Source organism: Maribacter spongiicola, assembly GCF_004364165.1.
GTDB classification, from domain to species: domain Bacteria; phylum Bacteroidota; class Bacteroidia; order Flavobacteriales; family Flavobacteriaceae; genus Maribacter; species Maribacter spongiicola.
In genome coordinates this window covers 1-19,217 of record NZ_SOAY01000004.1, presented here as the reverse complement: position 1 = coordinate 19,217, position 19,217 = coordinate 1, and the positions used below count along the sequence as shown (strand labels likewise).

Below are 19,217 nucleotides of genomic sequence, written 5' to 3'. Positions count from 1 at the left end.
GCCGATGGTACTGCTATATCAAGTGGGAGAGTAGGTAGCCGCCTTTTTCGAAAGCCCTTTACAATAATGTAAAGGGCTTTTTTTATACCATAGATCCAACAGACCCTGATCCATAAATTGGTGTCATATACATCACTACTACTACTACTACTACTACTACTTTAAGTTAGAAATTGAACGATAAGGTTAACTAAACTCTACCTAAGATAGAGACTTCATATCGATTGTATTGTTTATATAGTGAGATATGTTTAAGAAGGGTAGAACTTAGATAATAATTTAGTTAACATAAAATCAAATTTAGTTAGACGTAAATCTGGAAGTGAAGTTGAACTGATAGTTGTTTTATTACTTCGAGTTTTAAAATATTCCTTGACAATTTTATCAACGACTTTGTATAAAAGAATTACTTATACTATATCTTTTGATTGATAAGTGTAGTAGTAGATTTTAAAAGTATATCCTTATTAAGAATGCTGACAAAAATAAATTTTAATTTACAGTAGTGTGTATAAAAAAACCTGAGAAGTTAACTTCTCAGGTTTTATCATGTTTTTAATACAGATTATAAATTAATTTGTTTGTTGATTTATATTTTGAATCTTAATCTCTATTGATATCGAAAATGATATCTTCTTTCTGCATTTGAGAAATTTCATTTTTTGAATACCCATAGGTTACTTCAGAATAGTTCTCTTCTTTATCTATTTTATAAAGTCTAGATTTTTTAGATATTTCATAATCGTTTAGGGAAAGGTATAAGCTATCTGAAGTTACTTTTTCTAGTCTCATAGTAGAATAGCTGCCATTATCAGCTTTGTATTCATATATATCACCAACTGCTGGGGTAGATAAATAAAGCTGTGTGTTTTCTTTATCTTTTCCACTAGAATAAATTACAAATTCAGTAAAGAGAGCTAATACTAAAAGTCCTGAAAACTGCCATATGGGTCCTTTCGCTTCAGCTTTAATGGTTTTTTATTCCATTTTAAGTGCCTCGGACATTTGTTTTTGCGATAAGGTCTCTTTACAATGGGTGCGATAAGAACGACCACTTTTCCCTAATGGAAACCTTGGAATCCAAAATACGTGCGGATGCTTTCTGTAGATATTGATGTAAATAGGATCTTGATTGTTGCAGTGTTGACAATTAAATATTTCTAGTTTTTACCGAGTCAAGATTAGTTGATCCAGTACTGAAGAAAATCATATGTTTTGGTTTTGTTATTAGGTAAAAATAACGTTTATAAAAATTGTCTATCGTCTAACCACTTTTAATGCCAATATATCAGTTAATTACGAGGTAGTTATTGCACTCGAAATAATATTCTTAACAATCATTTTTGCATGAATTCTAGAATTCTCTATAAACCATTTGTGGGTTTCCATCCCTCCGCAGATTACACCGGCTAAATAAAGACCTGCTACATTCGTTTCCATAGTATCTGGATTATACTCTGGTAATTTCTTTGTATCATTACTTATATTGACACCTAGTTTTTCTAAAAAATTAAAATTAGGCTTATATCCTGTTAATGCTAAAACAAAGTCATTTTCAATAGCTATTTCACCATCTGGTGTAGTTAAGTTAATGTGATTTTTAGAAATAGATTTAATGGTTGTTTTGTAATAAGCTTTTATACTACCTTCATCAATTCTATTAATGATATCTGGTCGAACCCAGTATTTAACGCGTTTACCAACTTCTGATCCACGTATAATCAAGGATACTTCGGCACCTTTTCTATAACATTCAAGTGCCGCGTCAATGGCAGAATTACTAGCTCCAATTACCGCCACTTTTTGACCAGAATAATAATGTGGGTTGTCATAATAGTGCACTACTTTTTCTAAATTTTCTCCTGGTACATTTAATAAATTAGGTAGGTCATAGAAACCAGTAGCAACAACAACTTGTTTTGATATATAAGTAGCCTTATCTGAAATTATTGTAAAAACATTTTCATTTTTTTGAACATTTTCTACCTTTTCAAAAAGGTTTATATTCAATTTATTAGAGGTTACAATTCGTCTGTAATATTCTAAAGCTTCATCTCGTTTAGGTTTAGCTTCATTACTTATAAATGGTATTTCGTCAATCTCTAATTTTTCAGATGAAGAGAAAAATTGCATATTACTTGGGTAGTGAAACAGGGAATTCACAATGGGACCCTTTTCTAGAATAAGGTAACTGAGTCCTTTTTTCTTCGCTTCCAAACCACATGCAATTCCTATTGGTCCACCACCAACGATGACCATATCAAATTCAGTTTTCATCCTTTTAATTCTTTTATAGTTTTAATTGGATCGGCGCTTTTAAATACAAAACTTCCGGCAACTAAAATATCTGCACCTGCTTCAACTAATTTTTTTGAATTAGCAGTTGTAACTCCGCCATCGACTTCAATAAGGGCAGATGATTTTTTTCTTGTGATCAAAGCTTTAGTAGCTTTTATTTTATCATATGTATTTTCTATAAATGATTGTCCGCCAAAACCCGGATTCACACTCATAATCAAAACAACATCAATATCTTGAATGATATCTTCTAAAAGCATAACATTTGTATGCGGATTCAATGCAACACCAGCTTTCATGCCCAATGCCTTTATGGCTTGAATAGTTCTATGTAGATGCGTACACTCTTCATAGTGTACCGTCAATATATGAGCTCCAAGATTAGCAAACTCTTCAAGATATCTGTCAGGGTCTACAATCATTAAATGTACATCTAAAGGTTTTGTAGCATGTTTTTGAATTGATTTTACAACCGGCATACCGTAAGATATGTTTGGAACAAAAACTCCGTCCATGACATCAATATGATGATACTCCGCTTCACTTGAATTTACCATTTCAACATCACGTTGTAGATTTCCAAAGTCCGCTGCTAAAAGTGATGGCGCTATACTTGCCTTTTTCATATGAATAAACTTTATTTGTTCATTACAAAAATACGTATTTGTAATTCGTTTTAATTGTGTTTTAGCTTTTGCTTTATCATCATTTAATCAATCTTCGAACCACCATTTTTAGAAAGTATAGGATTTATTTTCGTTTTGTATTTACTCAAAATACGATCTAGTTTTTCAAGTTCAATTTTAAGTTCTGCAGATAGTTCTTCATACACTTTATAAGCTCCGTTAGTTGGTTTTGCTTCGCCGGATTCAACACTACGACGTAATGAAGCTAATCTATTATTGAGCTTAATAGGGAAATTCAAAGGATCCTGACCCGATTGATTTTTTACTTGATACAATGCTTCTTCAACTTCTGATAACTCTTTTAAAAACGGAGTGACAGTATTGGTGTAGTCGCTAGCTTCAATACTTTCGTTTATAGCTGTAAGTGATTTTTTAATTTCACGAATTTTAATTACGGCTTCATTTGCAGCGGTAGTTTTACCCATAATTTTATTTGAAAGTTCGAACTGCTCATCTAAATCTTCTTTTGTGATACCTTTTAGGTTGGGGTCCATTTTTATTTCAAAGGCATATATTTTTTCATAATCGCCAGATTTCATTTTTACTTTATAAATTCCTAACGGTGCTTTTGGTCCACGTGCGGGTCTTGCACTCCAAATAATCATACCGTCAAAAGTGGTTGCGCCAGTATATCTCATATCCCAAGTAAACGTATTTATTCCTTTTGCAGTGGTAGGCTTAGTAGATCCCCCTTTTAGCCAATAGGGAATGTTAGGGTCTACTTCATATTTCGGTTTGCTACCGGTAAATGTGTTGATTAATTTATCTTGAGCGTCATAAATTTCAAAAGTAATGGTATCTTTTTGTTCTTTTAAGTAGTATTGAATAGAAGCGTTTGTTAAACCTCTAAGGGCATCTGTAGGTTTAAATAGAACAGCATCTTGTTTTGCCATTTCTGGAGTAAACTGTCTGATTGGTTGAATATCATCTAAGATCCAGAATCCTCTTCCGTGTGTACCTAATACGACATCATTATCTTTAATGACTAAATCTCTAACAGGAGTATCTGGAAGTTCTAACTGAAGACTTTGCCATAGCTCACCATCGTTCATTGAGAAATATACACCATGTTCAGTAGCCAAAAATAGCAAACCTTCTTTTACAGGGTCTTCACGTACGGCTCTTGCAAAATGACCATCTTCAATTCCATTAATAATTTTAGTCCATGTTTTTCCGTAATCATGTGTTTTGAAAACATAAGGTTGTCTGTCGTCAACTTGGTATCTGTTAACTGCAACATAAAGTGTACCCGGGTTATGAATAGATTCATCAATAATACTTACTCTTGAAAATTTTGGTAAATCTTTAGGGGTAATGTCAGCCCAATTTTTGCCGCCATCTCTTGTAATATGTATTTTACCATCATCAGAACCTGCCCATATGGTATTGATATCGTGGTTTGATGGAGCAAGGGCAAATACGGTAGCGTAAATTTCTGGTCCGTTCATATCCATGGTGATAATACCACCAGTTTTACCTAAGGTAGATGGGTCTGCATAGGTCAAATCTGGACTAATTTTTTCCCAAGACTGTCCGTCATCGGTAGTTTTCCAAACATGTTGAGAGCATGTGTACATTACATTTGAATCTTGAGGAGCAAACATTATGGGGAAAGTCCACTGCCAGCGTTCTGGTAAAGCACTAGCGGGCTCACCAGAGAAAAATCGTGGGTATACTTGAATATCTCTAGATTGTCCGTTACTTCTATCATAACGAGTTAAAAGAGCACCTTGGCTACCGGCATAAAAAATATCTAAGTCCGTAGGATGTTGTGTGATCCAGCCACTTTCACCACCGCCAACAGCGTAAGCCCAGCCATCTCCTTGACCACGAGCCTGCATATGTTCCCAGCCGTCACTTGGTACGGCAATAGTGCTATTGTCTTGTTGTGCACCAGCAACATGATAAGGTACATCGTTCGTGGTCATTACATGGTACAGTTGAGTAGTAGTGTAATCTTCTTCTGTCCAAGATTTTCCACCATTGATACTAACAACACCGCCACCGTCATTTGAAGAAATCATACGCTCAGGGTTGTTAGGGTCTATCCATAAATCGTGATTATCGCCGTGCGGTACTTTAATTTTTGTGTCAAAAGTTTTGCCTCCATCAGTAGACTTCCAAAAATCAACATTAAGTCCGTAAACAATATCTTTATCTAATGGATCAGCATAAATTCTCGAATAGTAAAAAGCACGTTGTCTCAGTTTTCTTTCATCATTAGTGCGTTCCCAAGTTTTACCGGCATCGTCTGAACGAAAAACACCACCTTCGTTAGCTTCTACAACGGCCCAAACACGATTAGAATCTGCTGGAGAAACTGTCACTCCGATTTTACCTAACGGACCTTCTGGCATACCAGGGTTTTTTGAAAGATCTGTCCAAGTTTCACCGGCATCAGTAGATTTCCATAGTTTACAATCTGGACCACCGCCCCACATTTTCCATGCTTTTCTTTGAACTTGCCATGTGCTAGCGTATAAAACATTAGGGTTATTTCTGTCAATTATTAAATCTACCGCACCTGCTTTATCACTTACATATAATGTCTTGTTCCAATTTTTTCCGCCATCGGTACTTTTAAAAACACCACGTTGTTCGTTATCACCATATGGGTGACCTAAAGCAGCTACATAGACAATATCAGGATTTGTTGGGTGAATTCTAATTCTAGAAACCGCTTGAGTTTCTTCTAGCCCTAGGTGTGTCCAAGTTTTACCGGCATCAGCTGATTTATAAACTCCGTCACCTTGGGTGATACTACCGCGCAATTGTACTTCTCCCATACCAATGTATACAATATCAGGGTTAGTTTCTGCGACTGCCACTGCACCCACCGAAGAACTTGTAATTTGACCATCGGTAACAGCTTCCCACTCATTACCGCCATCAGTAGTTTTCCATAGTCCGCCACCTGTTGCACCGAAATAATATTCGTTAGGCCTACTTGGACTGCCCGAAGATCCTAAAGAACGACCGCCACGTACAGGACCGATATTACGCCATTCTAAATTTTCATAGAATTCTGGAGTTATGGTTGCAGTATTTGTTTTAGATTTTTTTTGTGCAAAACTGGAGCTAAAAGCGACCAATGTAAATACCAGCAATAGGTAGCATTTTTTCGTATTCATAAGGTGGAAGTTAGGTTGGTTCTAATGGTGAAATAAAAGAATTTTACTTTGAAAATAATCAATTATTCTGCTATAATTAAATGATTTTCAAATTTTAACGGGAAGTTGGGGATACCTAATTTCTGGACTAATTTGAATATTTTTTTCATGAATGGTAGAATCGTAATATCATCATGATTTTTTACGATATAAGTAATATGAGCTTATGTTATTTGGAATTTGGTAAGCGATGGATTTTAATAGGAAAACTAGTTCGGTGTTTTCATTTGAGGAAAGGAAAATTAGTACAACTAAAATTTTAGCATCGATAGATTAGTTAGCAGTTTTTTAAAATTTTGTACCATTTCAGTTATTAGAAAAAAAGTTATTTCAGGTTTATTTGTCGTAAACTTTCGTAGATAGTAATGGCAACAGCATTGGCTAGGTTTAAACTTCTAATATGTTCGCTATATAATGCGATTTTGGAAGTATTTTCGATGTTTTCATTTAATAATTCTTTAGGTAAGCCAACAGATTCTTTGCCGAAAACGAGAAACATATCATCTTCAAAATCCATTTCCCAATGATTTTTAGTAGCCGTAGCAGAAAAAAATATCATTTTTTTGTCCTTATGTTGCTCAAAGAATTCATCAACATTCTCGTACATAATAACATTGAGGTGTTGCCAGTAATCTAGTCCCGCTCTCTTTAAACGTTTATCGGTAAGTTCAAATCCGAATGGTTTTACCAAGTGTAATGTAGATCCTGTTCCGAGAGCTAATCTGCCAATGTTACCTGTGTTATTCGGTATTTCTGGTTCTATGAGTACTATATTAAGGCTCATTATTTTTTGAAGGATTGTAAGTATAAATGTTCAACTTTTTCACGTGCCCACGGAGTTCTGCGTAAAAATTTTAAGCTTGATTTTATAGACGGATTACTTTTAAAGCAATTAATATCAACTTGACCAGCCAAATCTTCCCAAGAATACTTTTCAGTAAGTTCTTCAAGTATCGTTGCTAGTTTAATACCATGAAGCGGATTATTAGGTTGAGAATCTGAACTCATGTTTTATTAAAATTTTATAGACTTACAATTATTTTTGAAATGCAATGTACATTGATAGCGGCGGAACTTCAATCGTGTTTTTCAATATATGCAGCCCTTCAAAGTCAAAGGTACTACCAGAAACAGCCTTTTGCCAAACTCCATCAATTTTATAATTTATTTTTTCGTTTGATGCATTGTAAATCACTAATATGTTTTTCCAATTGTCATCGTTTGCATTACCTTTTAATGTAAAGGAAACAAGGCTATCATTTGTTTTTTGGAATTTTAAATGTTCTCTTACTTGATTGGAGGTAGCCATATAAAAAGCGGGCTGCTCTTTTCTCAGCTTTATTAGATTTTTATAGTAGTCGAATACTTCTTTGTGGTCATTCTTCCAATTCCAGTTTATTTGGTTGATGCTATCAGGTAGGTTGTAAGAATTATCTTCTCCATTTTTAGTACGAAGCATTTCTGATCCAGCATGAAGAAATGGGGTTCCTTGTGAGGTCAGTACTATTGCATTTGCCAATTTATCCATAGCAATTAATTCTTCTAATGTTGCGTCTGGTCTTGAAATTTTAAGTTTGTCAAATAAGGTATGGTTATCATGGCAAGAAACATAGTTGATAGATTGCCATGGTTCTAAGGTCCAAGGAGCACCTGAGTAATTTACCTTTTCATATTCAATTTGAGGATGTTGAGTTGCGCCTACAATTCCGAATTTAATAGATTCTTCTGTATTCTTAGCACCACTAACAAAACCTAAACTTTCATCTTCGAAAACAGAACCTTTTAATCCGTCGCGTAAATCATCACTAAAAGCAGCAAATTTTGGAAGTTGCTGCATGTGTTTTTTAAGGGCTCGTTTTTCTTCCGGTAGCGGAGTATCTGAAGCAGTCCATCCTTCGCCATATAAAAGCGCATCAGGATTTATTTCTAAAACCGCTTCACCAATTTTATTCATGGTCTCAATGTCGTGAATGCCCATGAGGTCGAACCGGAATCCGTCAATATGATATTCTTTCGTCCAATGTAAGACAGATTCAATTATAAATTTTCGCATCATAGCACGCTCTGATGCCGTTTCGTTTCCACAGGCAGCAGCATCTGAATAAGAACCATCTTCCCAATGGCGATAGTAGTACCCAGGTACTTCTTGATTGAAATTAGATTCTTCTGTTTTGCCGGTGTGGTTATATGCGACATCTAAAATTACCCCAATACCATTATCATGAAAAGTCTTTACCATTTGCTTAAACTCTTTAATGCGCACTTCGGCATTAAAGGGGTCGGTAGAAAAAGAACCTTCGGGCGCATTATAGTTGTTAGGGTCGTAGCCCCAATTAAATTGTGGCGTATCTAAATTGGTTTCGTTAATAGCGTAATGGTCTAAAGTGGGTAAAAGATGCACATGGGTAATACCCAATTCTTTTAAATGATCAATACCCGTAGCAACTCCATTTGGACCTTTAGTATCTGCTTCTACTAACCCTAAATATGTACCTGGTAGTGATGAGCCAGCCTGCGAATGAATTGTCATGTCACGAACATGTAATTCATAAATTATAGCTTCATTATAGTTGCTAAGAATAGGAGAAGAGTCTTTTTGCCAACCGTTTGGGTTGGTGGTTTCCATATCTAAAACCATAGCTCTATTGCCATTAACACCTACAGCTTTTGCATAAATTCCCGGAGTTTCCTTTAGCCATGAATCATTAATTTTAACTTGATAGGTGTAATAGATGCCATTTAAATCACCATCAACCTTTGTTTGCCAAATACCTTGATGCTCTTTTGTCAAGTTAAAGTATGAAAAGACAGTAGCGTCATGTCCATCTTTATAAAGTCTTAAAATTACTTCTTCAGCATTTGGAGACCAAAGTTTAAAGAGCGTAGCATCTTTGGTGTATTGTATCCAAAGGTTTTCGTTTATAGGGGTAGGGTATTTATTGAAATCAGTAATAGTCTTTTCGGTATTACAAGAGTTGAACAGGGCGAAACTCATTAGAATTAGTACTGTATGTTTCATTAGATTGATGTTGATACTCTAAGATAAGGAAAGATTTTTTAGGGTATGTATCAGCAAACAGATACTTAGTTTTTCAAATTCCAGAAAAACTATTATAAATGAAAAAACTCCGGTAATCAGCCGGAGTTTATTCATCAATCAAAAAACGAACAGTCATGATAAACTGTTGTTACCGTTAAAATTACAACTAATATGCCAATATTGCCAATTTAAGGAATATTTAACGTGCAATTTTTATAGCTTGAACGCTTAGATTTTTTAACCCAAATACGTTTTTAATATTTTACTTCTAGATGTATGCTTTAAACGTCTAATAGCTTTTTCTTTAATTTGACGAACTCTTTCTCTTGTAAGGTCAAAAGTTTCACCAATTTCTTCTAGGGTCATAGAATGTTGACCTGCAAGACCAAAGTATAAGCGAATAACATCTGCCTCACGAGGTGTTAATGTTTCTAAAGCACGCTCAATTTCTGTACGAAGAGACTCATGTAATAATTCTCTATCTGGGTTAGGAGACTCACCACTACGAAGTACATCATAAAGGTTAGAATCTTCACCATCAATTAGAGGAGCATCCATAGATACGTGTCTACCTGAGTTTTTCAATGATTGTTTTACGTCATCAACAGTCATATCCAATTCTTTTGCAATTTCTTCAGGAGAAGGCATTCTTTCATGCGCTTGCTCTAAGAAAGCAAAAGTCTTGTTGATTTTGTTGATAGAACCAATTTTGTTCAATGGCAAACGAACGATACGAGATTGTTCTGCCAAAGCTTGTAATATAGATTGACGGATCCACCATACGGCGTAGGAGATAAATTTAAATCCCCGCGTTTCGTCAAAACGCTGTGCAGCTTTAATTAGACCAAGGTTACCCTCGTTAATTAAATCTGGTAAAGTAAGTCCCTGGTTTTGGTACTGCTTTGCTACTGATACCACGAATCTGAGGTTGGCTTTGGTAAGTTTTTCAAGAGCGATCTGGTCGCCTGCCTTGATACGTTGTGCCAACTCTACTTCTTCATCAGCGGTAATCAAGTCAACTTTTCCAATTTCTTGTAAGTACTTGTCCAAAGATGCGGTTTCCCTATTGGTAACCTGTTTTGTAATCTTAAGCTGTCTCATTAAAATAAATTAAGTTCAGTTTGCATAGACTGCATATACTTATACGTAAAAATCTTCCGAATGTTACAATTGGGTAAAAAAAAGTTCATTTTTCCGTTGAACTACATAAAAAAAGCCCCAACATATATGTCGGGGCTTTCTATTTTTACTTACAAAGAGTTAATCTCTTCTTGGTTTTCTATCGCGATTACGATCGTTTCCACGTCGGTCATCTCTTTTTTTGTCATCACGTGGTGGTCTTTCTACAAAGCCTTCTGGTTTTGGTAAAAGCGCTTTACGCGAAACTTTCTCTTTTCTTGTTCTAGGATCAAGTCCGAAATATTTCACATCAAACACATCGCCCATATTAACAACGTCAGTTACATTTTCAGTTCTTTCCCAAGCTAATTCAGATACGTGAAGTAAAACTTCGTTTCCTGGAGCATCCATATATTCCACTACAGCACCAAAATCTAACATTTTAATCACTTTAACTTCGTATACGCTACCTACAGTAGGTTTGAACAGGATTGCATCAATTTTTGCAATAACAGCATTAATACCTTCTCTACCAACACCTAATATTTCAACAATACCTTCTTCAGTAACCGGATCTTCGTTTATAACGATAGTTGTCTCAGTTTCTTTTTGCATCTCTTGAATTACTTTTCCTCCAGGACCAATAAGAGCTCCGATAAATTCGTTTGGAATTCTACGGGTAACCATAGTTGGTGCATGTTCTTTTACATCAGAATTAGGAGAAGATATAGTATCTGTGATTTTGTCTAAGATATGTAAACGACCATTTCTTGCTTGCTTTAGTGCGTTCACTAAAATTTCATAAGACAATCCTTTTACTTTAATATCCATTTGGCAAGCAGTGATACCTTCTGAAGTACCTGTAACTTTGAAATCCATATCACCTAAGTGATCTTCATCACCAAGAATATCAGAAAGAACAGCATATTTTCCGGTTTCTGCATCAGAAATTAAACCCATTGCAATACCAGAAACAGGTCTTGTCATTTGGACACCTGCATCCATTAATGCCATTGTACCGGCACAAACAGTTGCCATAGAAGAAGAACCGTTAGACTCTAATACTTCAGATACTACACGAACTGTATAAGGACAATCGGCAGGGATCATTCCTTTTAAGCCACGTTGCGCCAAGTTACCATGACCAACTTCTCTACGAGATGTTCCTCTTAATGGTCTAGCTTCACCTGTACAAAAAGGAGGGAAGTTATAATGTAAATAGAAATTTTCTTCACCTTCATAAGACGGCATATCGATTTTGTTAGCATCTCTAGACGTACCTAAAGTTACCGTAGCCAGTGCTTGAGTTTCACCTCTTGTGAAAATTGCAGAACCATGTGTTGAAGGTAAATAATCAACCTCACACCAAATTGGTCTAATTTCATCTGTCTTACGACCATCTAAACGTAAACCTTCATCTAAGGTTAAAGTTCTAATAGCAGCTTTTTCTGCTTTAGCATAATATTTAGATACTAAATCACCATAATCTGCTAATTCTTCTTCAGAAAATGTTGCTTTGATTTCTTCTTTAATTTCAGAAAAAGCGGCACTTCTTTCATGCTTAGCCGAACCTGCTTTTGCAATAGCATATACTTTATCATATGCCATGTCATGAATTTTCTTTGCTAAATCTTGATCTTCTCTTTCTTCGGCATACTCACGTGTTTCTTTTTTACCGAAAGCTTCAGCTAATTTTACTTGGGCGGCACATTGAATTTTAATGGCTTCATGAGCAAATTTAATAGCGTCTGCCATTTCTTCTTCAGAAATCTCATCCATTTCACCTTCAACCATCATTACAGAATCAGCTGATGCTCCAATCATCATATCGATGTCAGACTCCGCTAATTGAGCTCTAGTTGGGTTAATAATGAATTCTCCGTTTACACGACCAACTCTAGCTTCAGAGATTGGGCATTCAAAAGGGAAATCTGATAATTGAATAGCTGCAGAAGCGGCTAAACCTGCCATAGCTTCAGGCATAACATCGTCATCATGAGACATTAACTGAATCATAACTTGTGTTTCTGCGTGATAATCTTTTGGGAATAACGGACGTAAAACACGATCCACTAAACGCATAGTCAAAACTTCACCATCACTAGGTCTAGCTTCTCTTTTAAAGAAACCGCCTGGGTAACGACCAGCGGCAGCAAATTTTTCACGGTAATCTACCGTTAGTGGAAGAAAGTCCACATCACTTTGTTTGTAGTTGGAAACAACTGTACATAATAACATACATTTTCCTGATTGTACAACAACAGAACCGTGCGCCTGTTTTGCCAATTTTCCTGTTTCGATAGAAATTTCTCTACCGTCACCAAGGTCTATGACCTCTCTAAATACTTTTGGAATCATAAAATTCGATTAAAATCTGCATAGTGCAGATTTGTTAAACAATGGTCTTTCCGACTGAAATTCTCTGGTCGGAGTTGTTGTGTTGTTGTGTTGACCAATGAAAAACCGTGTGTAGCTTTTTGTTCACCTTTGCCAATATGTTTGGCTTAACCTCCTAAGGCAGGAGTATTAAAAAAGGGGATAGCTAGCTATCCCCTTTTGCAATATTATTTTCTAATACCTAGCTCTTTAATTAGCTCTCTGTATTTTACAATATCATTTTTGATCATGTAATCAAGAAGACTTCTTCTTTTACCTACTAGTTTCACAAGTGAACGCTCGGTGTTGTAATCTTTATGATTTCTTTTCAAGTGACCGGTCAAGTGATTGATTCGGTGTGTGAATAAAGCAATTTGACCTTCTGTTGAACCAGTGTTCTCTGCTTTACCGCCGTGTTTCTTGAAAATTTCGGCTTTTACTTCTTTTGTTAAATACATTCCAATATTAATTTAAATGATTTTTATGTACATGATTGGTTTTCAATCAGGGCGCAAAGGTATGATTTTTTTTGAAATGTTTAATTGTTATTATGATAATTTGATTTAAAAAGCACAAATTAGGTAAGGATTCATTTTCTTCTAAATATTGTTCGAATTTATAGCTTAATTCAGTAGCTTAAAATCCGTTTTCAATAAACTCTTTTTGCACGGTAGATGCATAACCTGAATTGTTCATATGAACTCGAATATAGACTTCGTCGTCATTTTTAAGAAGAATACTCGAACCTGACTTTGTAAATGGTTGTTCATTAACATGGCTATGAGTTAGCATTCTTCTACAAATGAGATTTTCTTAAATCCATTATTTCCCGCCAACCTACATGTTCTATCAACCTATGTCAGGGCTAGATATTGTTGTACTAATGGTATAATTATCTGCATCTCCTAAAAATAGTAACTTGGGTATTTAAATCAAAAAAGCCCGTCGAATCAGATTCATCGACGAGCATTTTTTCTTTATCTGTAGAACAGCATAAAATCTATATTAATAGTGTACTTAATACTAAGGTTTTTAAGCTACTGTCTTTTCTGATCTTACTGGATTGTTTTGAATAAGATCTATATAAAGGTTGATCTTTTTCTTCAAATCTCTTCTATGCGTTATAAAATCTAAAAAGCCGTGTTCCAATAAAAATTCAGAAGATTGAAAACCTTCAGGTAAATCTTTACCAGTTGTGTCTTTTACAATACGCGGACCTGCAAAACCTATTAGTGCGCCGGGCTCTGCAATGTTAATGTCGCCGAGCATGGCATATGATGCAGTGGTACCACCAGTGGTTGGGTCTGTACACAAAGAAATATAAGGTAAACCCGCTTCAGATAATTGGGCTAGTTTGGCAGATGTTTTTGCAAGTTGCATTAACGAAAGGGCAGCTTCCATCATACGTGCACCACCAGACTTTGAAATCATTAAGAATGGAGTTTTCTTTTTAATGGCATAATCTATACCTCGTGCAATTTTCTCTCCAACGACACTTCCCATAGATCCACCAATAAATTTAAAATCCATACAACAGATTACGATGTCTTTACCATAAGACTTTCCGTATCCTGTTCTCACGGCATCTTTAAGTCCGGTCTTTTTTTGTGCAGCTTTTAAACGATCACCGTACTTTTTAGTATCCTCAAATTTTAAAGGATCTTTAGAAGTAAGTTTTTCATCTAATTCGGTAAACTTGTTGTTATCGAATAAAATTTCAAAATATTCCTTGCTACCTATTCTTACATGATAATCATCTTCAGGACTTACATAAAAGTTTTTTGCAAGATCATCTGACTCAACTATTTTACCTGTTGGCGATTTATACCACAAGCCTTTAGGTGTGTCTTTTTTTTCTTCAGTAGAAGTTTGTATCCCTTTTTCTTTTCTTTTAAACCAAGCCGTCATATCATCCATTTTTTGGTTATTCTAAAGTTTTAAAGCGTATTTACGTTATTCAAATCTTCAAACGCTTTTTTCAAACGCTCAATAAATGCTGATTCGCCTTTTCTCAACCAAACTCTTGGGTCGTAATATTTCTTGTTAGGTTCGTCTGCTCCTTTAGGGTTACCTATTTGAGATTGTAAATAGTCTTTATTATCTTGAACATAGTCACGAACACCTGCCAAGAAAGCATATTGTAAATCTGTATCGATATTCATTTTTATTACACCGTAGCTGATACCTTCTCTAATTTCTTCAACAGTAGACCCAGATCCACCATGAAATACAAAATCGATATGGTTGTGCTCAACACCATATTTCTCAGAAATATGTTCTTGAGAATTTTTAAGGATTTTTGGGGTTAACTTTACGTTACCTGGCTTGTATACGCCGTGTACGTTACCAAATGCTGCGGCGATAGTAAACCTAGGGCTAACTTTAGAAAGTTCTTCGTAAGCATATGCCACCTCTTCTGGTTGTGTGTATAATTTAGAATCATCTACATCAGAATTGTCAACACCATCTTCTTCACCACCAGTAATACCTAGTTCAATTTCTAACGTCATGTTCATTTTGCTCATGCGCTCTAAATACCCTTTACAAATTTCAATGTTCTCTTCTAAAGGTTCTTCAGAAAGATCGATCATATGCGAGCTGAACAAAGATTTACCTGTTTCAGCAAAATGTTTCTCACTAGCATCTAAAAGACCGTCGATCCAAGGCAATAATTTTTTTGCACAATGATCCGTATGAAGAATAACTGTAGCACCATAAGCTTCTGCTAACTGATGCACATGTTTAGCTCCAGCAACAGCACCTAATATAGCTGCTTTTTGTCCATCATTAGAAAGGCCTTTACCAGCATTAAATTGAGCTCCACCATTAGAAAATTGAATGATAACAGGTGCATTCAGACTTGCTGCTGTCTCTAAAACACCGTTAATGGTATCTGAACCAATAACGTTTACTGCAGGTAATGCAAATCCTTTTTCTTTTGCGTAGTTGAAAATTGCTTGAACTTCGTCTCCGGTTGCAACTCCCGGTTTGATATTGTGAGCCATAATTATGTAGTTGTTTGTTTCTAAAATAATGAAAAACAAAAGTAATAAAACAATTATATTTAAAAGGGATAGTTGATACCTATTTGCAATACGGAATTTGCGAAGTTATAATCTCTAAACCAACGTTTAGACTGAATTTCTGCAGGATTATAGGTTTTAAACCCTAAATCTAATCGAAATAGAAAATAGGTGAAATCATATCTTAGACCAAGACCCGTGCCGAGTGCAATATCTTTTAAAGAACCTAGTCCGTCAAAAGTAGCATTGGGATCTTCAACGTTATCAAGAACATTCCAGATATTACCTGCATCAGCAAAAATTGCCCCGTTAATATCGCCTGCAATAGGAAATCTATATTCTAAATTTAAAGCCAACTTTAAGTTTGCCTCATTAAAATCGTTGATAGCCGAAGTGCTTCCCGGGCCTAAGGAATAGGGGAACCAAGCCCTATTGTCATTTGATCCACCACCAAAATAACTTCGCACAAAAGGTATGTTATCAGAATTTCCGTAAGGTATAGCGATACCGAAAAAAGCTCTTGCGGCAAGGACATTAGAACGAGACAGATCCCAATATTTAACGTATTCAAACTCGTTTTTTATGTATTGTGAAAATGGTACACTAAATACTAGTAATTGGTCATTGTCATTTTTATTAAATGGTATAAATGTAGAAAGGGCTGATAATACATTACCGGCACCTTCGATCTTCCATCGAAATTTATAAAATGAATTATCTATAATCCCTGTTCGGTTCGTTTTATTGAACGTATAGTTAGATGCAAAAATTAAATTATTCTCTGTTAGTCTAATTCTTCTTTCCTCGATGGTATTTACATTATCAAAATCATCACTTGAAGAAGAAACATCGCCATCAAGTATAGCGCTTGTAAAACCTTTAGTACCCGAAGGAATACTTAGTTTAAGTTCATTTTCGCTATCGTCGGGTTCAAAAAATTGAGCTAGTTCGGGGTATAAACTGGCATTTTCATACGAATCTGCTATATCGTCAAGCAGTTCATAAGTATTGGTGTATACATTATAAAACCTTTCTTGATTAACATTTCTAACAAACTGAATGTTTAATAACTCTACGTCATGATTAACAAAATCGCTAGGTACCCAATTATAGCCTAGAACAGCGTTTAATGTCTGTTTGTCTAAACCAATATTATTTTGAAAATTAGTACCCATGGCTATTCTTGTTTTGGGTAATGTATAGTTCGGTATAATTCTAGATGTATTTACAAACGGAAACCAGATTCTAGGAAAATCTAAAGTAATATCACCGCCAAATTCTGAAAAATAATTGGCTTCGAAAGTATTACTGCTTAATAGGCCGTAAGATCCATTAGCAGATATGCTTAAATTTTCGGCACCTTTAAAAATATTTCTAATAAGTAGCGTAGTGCCAAGACCAACACCTATACGACGCAGGTTAGAACGGCTAACTTCAAAATCAGTTGCAAAGGCATATTTGGTTTTAGGTGCCAAATAAATATTGGTATTCACTTTGTTGCCAACAGAGTCGGCCTCAAAAATAATATTCGGATATTTAAATACATTCAGAGCATTTAACTGTCTAGATGTTCTGATCTTATCTACATCTCTATAAATGCTATCTTTTTTAAAGAAGATGGCATTTGCCAATGTTTTTGGTTTAATGTCAAAATTCTTAGAATAATGTATTGTGTAATCTTGGTAATCTATCGCGTAAAGCGAATCATTTGTGTTTGTAGATAGGTAGTCTGTGTAAATATTGATTTTATTTATCTTTTCTACTTTGTAAGAAGATGTAGTTACTTCGTTTTCTCCTCTTGTTTTTAAATCACCGATATTAAGGGTAATATTCATTTTTTGGTCGTCTGCAGACCTGGTGGTGTCTCGTAAAATATCGAAAGTAATAGAGCTTTCTTGAAAATTTCGAATACCACTATTTCTAAAAATACCAGTTAAGCGCTCGCGTTCGCTATTAAAGTTAGATAGGTCGAATTGCTGCCCTTCTCTAATTAGTGATTTAGAAGAATTTAAAAAATAGAGGGAGTCTATGGCTGTCGATGAAATATTGTTGCCTAAAGAATCGATCATATAGGGGTCTCCAAGTTCAATATGGTAATTAACTTTCGCTTTTTTATATCGAGTGCTGTCGATGGAATACGTAGTATTGTTGGTGAAGAAACCTTTGCTCTGATAATAGGCACTAAGCTTAGCCAAGCTTAATCTAGTTTTTGTCGTATCTAAAATGGTAGGTTCCTCGCCAATGTCTTTAAGCCAATTGCTTAAACCTTTAACAATGAAAGATTCTCCCAAACGTTCTACTTGTTTCTCTGAAAGCAGTTTGTCAAGTCTTTTTTTTCTATTCTCTTTTCGGTATAGCCATGCGTTATATGAAGAGTCGGGGTTTTCTTTGGCAAGGTTGTATAAATTAAGTCTTAGGGGGTAGCCTAAAACGGTAGAATTCGATTTTTGATAGATAAGACTCTTTAAATCTTCGTCATTCACTTTAATAGAATCGGCATAAATAGCATTTTTAATCACCAAGAATTCATCATCCTCTACTTTTTTTAGCGAGTTACAAGATAACAAGACTATTGCCAGTAGGGATAATAAGCTTAATTTAGCCATGTTGTTTTTGGAGCAAAGTGCCATCCTCATAGAAATCAAAAATACATTATTTGAATGGTTGTCAAAAGTGAATTGAAACTTATCAAAAGTCTACAGCAAAAAAAGTGCCGAAATGAGCATGGACTATTTGTTGTGGAAGGTAAAAAGACGGTGGAGGAAGTCGTGAATTCAAGTATGAAAGTATATAAATTATTTGCTGTTGATCCATCTGATTTAGAGGTGAATTATAATGATGTTGTTAAAGTTTCATCAAAAGAATTAAGTCAAATGAGTAGTCTTAAGAATCCGAACGGATATCTTGGAGTATTTCATATACCTAATAAGAGTAACAAGATTTTATCTGACTGGACGTTAGTGCTAGACGGAGTTCAAGATCCGGGTAATTTAGGGACTATAATACGGCTTTGCGATTGGTTCGGTATATCTGACATTGTGTGCTCTTTAGATACGGTAGATTGTTATAACGCAAAGGTATTACAAGCTACGATGGGTTCTATTACGAGGGTGAACATTCAGTATTTGGATTTGATCGAGTTTTTAAAAGCTACAAAAATACCAGTATACGGAACTTTTATGAATGGTGTAAGTGTCACTACTTCAAAATTGCCCAAAAAGGGTATAATGATTATGGGTAATGAGGGAAAAGGAGTTTCTGGCGCAGTAGCAAAACTTTGCACTGATAGATTAGCAATACCACAATTTGGTGGTGTAACTACAGAAAGTTTGAATGTAGCGTCTGCAACGGCAATTTTACTTCATGAAATTAGAAGATAGTTAGGTTGTAATTATCGAAAAATTTAACTTTTGCTAATTGCTAATTGCTAATTGCTAATTGCTAATTGCTAATTGCTAATTGCTAATTGCTAATTGCTAATTGCTAATTGCTAATTGCTAATTGC

General features: G+C 35.1%; 15 protein-coding genes. 1 reads left to right on the top strand and 14 read right to left on the bottom strand.

Going from position 1 to position 19,217, the window contains the following annotated elements:
* Positions 1-603 precede the first annotated feature (603 nt).
* The 14 genes from CLV90_RS00560 to tamL form a co-directional block, all read right to left on the bottom strand.
* Complete coding sequence (locus CLV90_RS00560) at positions 604-792, bottom strand: hypothetical protein (protein WP_133685585.1); 189 nt, start codon at positions 790-792, stop codon at positions 604-606.
* Positions 793-1,296: 504 nt separating this feature from the next.
* Positions 1,297-2,277 (bottom strand): YpdA family putative bacillithiol disulfide reductase, encoded by a 981-nt coding sequence (locus tag CLV90_RS00555; RefSeq protein WP_133685584.1) that lies wholly within the window; start codon positions 2,275-2,277, stop codon positions 1,297-1,299.
* Positions 2,274-2,924, bottom strand: a complete 651-nt coding sequence (gene rpe, locus CLV90_RS00550) for a ribulose-phosphate 3-epimerase (protein WP_133685583.1) — start codon at positions 2,922-2,924, stop codon at positions 2,274-2,276. Before rpe ends, CLV90_RS00555 begins: the two co-directional genes overlap by 4 nt.
* Positions 2,925-3,007: 83 nt before the next feature.
* On the bottom strand, positions 3,008-6,115 hold the full coding sequence (locus tag CLV90_RS00545; protein ID WP_133685582.1) for a WD40/YVTN/BNR-like repeat-containing protein: 3,108 nt from the start codon (positions 6,113-6,115) through the stop codon (positions 3,008-3,010).
* A gap of 364 nt (positions 6,116-6,479) precedes the next feature.
* Complete coding sequence (locus tag CLV90_RS00540; protein WP_133685581.1) at positions 6,480-6,938, bottom strand: tRNA (cytidine(34)-2'-O)-methyltransferase; 459 nt, start codon at positions 6,936-6,938, stop codon at positions 6,480-6,482.
* Positions 6,938-7,162, bottom strand: a complete 225-nt coding sequence (locus tag CLV90_RS00535; RefSeq protein ID WP_073247394.1) for a VF530 family protein — start codon at positions 7,160-7,162, stop codon at positions 6,938-6,940. The genes CLV90_RS00540 and CLV90_RS00535 overlap by 1 nt, the downstream gene beginning before the upstream one ends.
* Before the next feature lie 28 nt (positions 7,163-7,190).
* On the bottom strand, positions 7,191-9,173 hold the full coding sequence (gene pulA, locus CLV90_RS00530; RefSeq protein WP_133685580.1) for a type I pullulanase: 1,983 nt from the start codon (positions 9,171-9,173) through the stop codon (positions 7,191-7,193).
* Positions 9,174-9,431: 258 nt separating this feature from the next.
* Positions 9,432-10,295 (bottom strand): sigma-70 family RNA polymerase sigma factor, encoded by an 864-nt coding sequence (locus CLV90_RS00525; protein ID WP_058106041.1) that lies wholly within the window; start codon positions 10,293-10,295, stop codon positions 9,432-9,434.
* A 159-nt stretch (positions 10,296-10,454) separates the two neighbouring features.
* Positions 10,455-12,671 (bottom strand): polyribonucleotide nucleotidyltransferase, encoded by a 2,217-nt coding sequence (locus CLV90_RS00520; RefSeq protein ID WP_133685579.1) that lies wholly within the window; start codon positions 12,669-12,671, stop codon positions 10,455-10,457.
* Between the two features lie 206 nt (positions 12,672-12,877).
* Entirely contained in the window at positions 12,878-13,147 is a 270-nt protein-coding gene (gene rpsO, locus CLV90_RS00515; RefSeq protein ID WP_038235085.1) for a 30S ribosomal protein S15, read from the bottom strand.
* Positions 13,148-13,325: 178 nt separating this feature from the next.
* The gene (locus CLV90_RS19135) at positions 13,326-13,481 is read right to left on the bottom strand and encodes a hypothetical protein (protein WP_166638511.1); all 156 of its coding nucleotides are present in this window, start codon (positions 13,479-13,481) and stop codon (positions 13,326-13,328) included.
* Between the two features lie 240 nt (positions 13,482-13,721).
* Positions 13,722-14,597 carry an acetyl-CoA carboxylase, carboxyltransferase subunit beta gene (gene accD, locus CLV90_RS00510; protein WP_133685587.1) on the bottom strand — a complete coding sequence of 292 codons (876 nt, stop codon included), beginning with the start codon at positions 14,595-14,597 and terminating at the stop codon, positions 13,722-13,724.
* A 29-nt stretch (positions 14,598-14,626) separates the two neighbouring features.
* Entirely contained in the window at positions 14,627-15,694 is a 1,068-nt protein-coding gene (fbaA, locus tag CLV90_RS00505; protein ID WP_133685578.1) for a class II fructose-bisphosphate aldolase, read from the bottom strand.
* A gap of 59 nt (positions 15,695-15,753) precedes the next feature.
* Positions 15,754-18,318 carry a translocation and assembly module lipoprotein TamL gene (gene tamL / locus CLV90_RS00500; RefSeq protein ID WP_243835233.1) on the bottom strand — a complete coding sequence of 855 codons (2,565 nt, stop codon included), beginning with the start codon at positions 18,316-18,318 and terminating at the stop codon, positions 15,754-15,756.
* A 54-nt stretch (positions 18,319-18,372) separates the two neighbouring features.
* Between tamL and CLV90_RS00495 the strand changes: the two genes are divergently transcribed.
* A complete protein-coding gene (locus CLV90_RS00495; protein WP_133685577.1) occupies positions 18,373-19,092 on the top strand; it encodes a TrmH family RNA methyltransferase in 720 nt (239 codons plus the stop codon).
* The last annotated feature ends 125 nt before the right edge of the window (positions 19,093-19,217 follow it).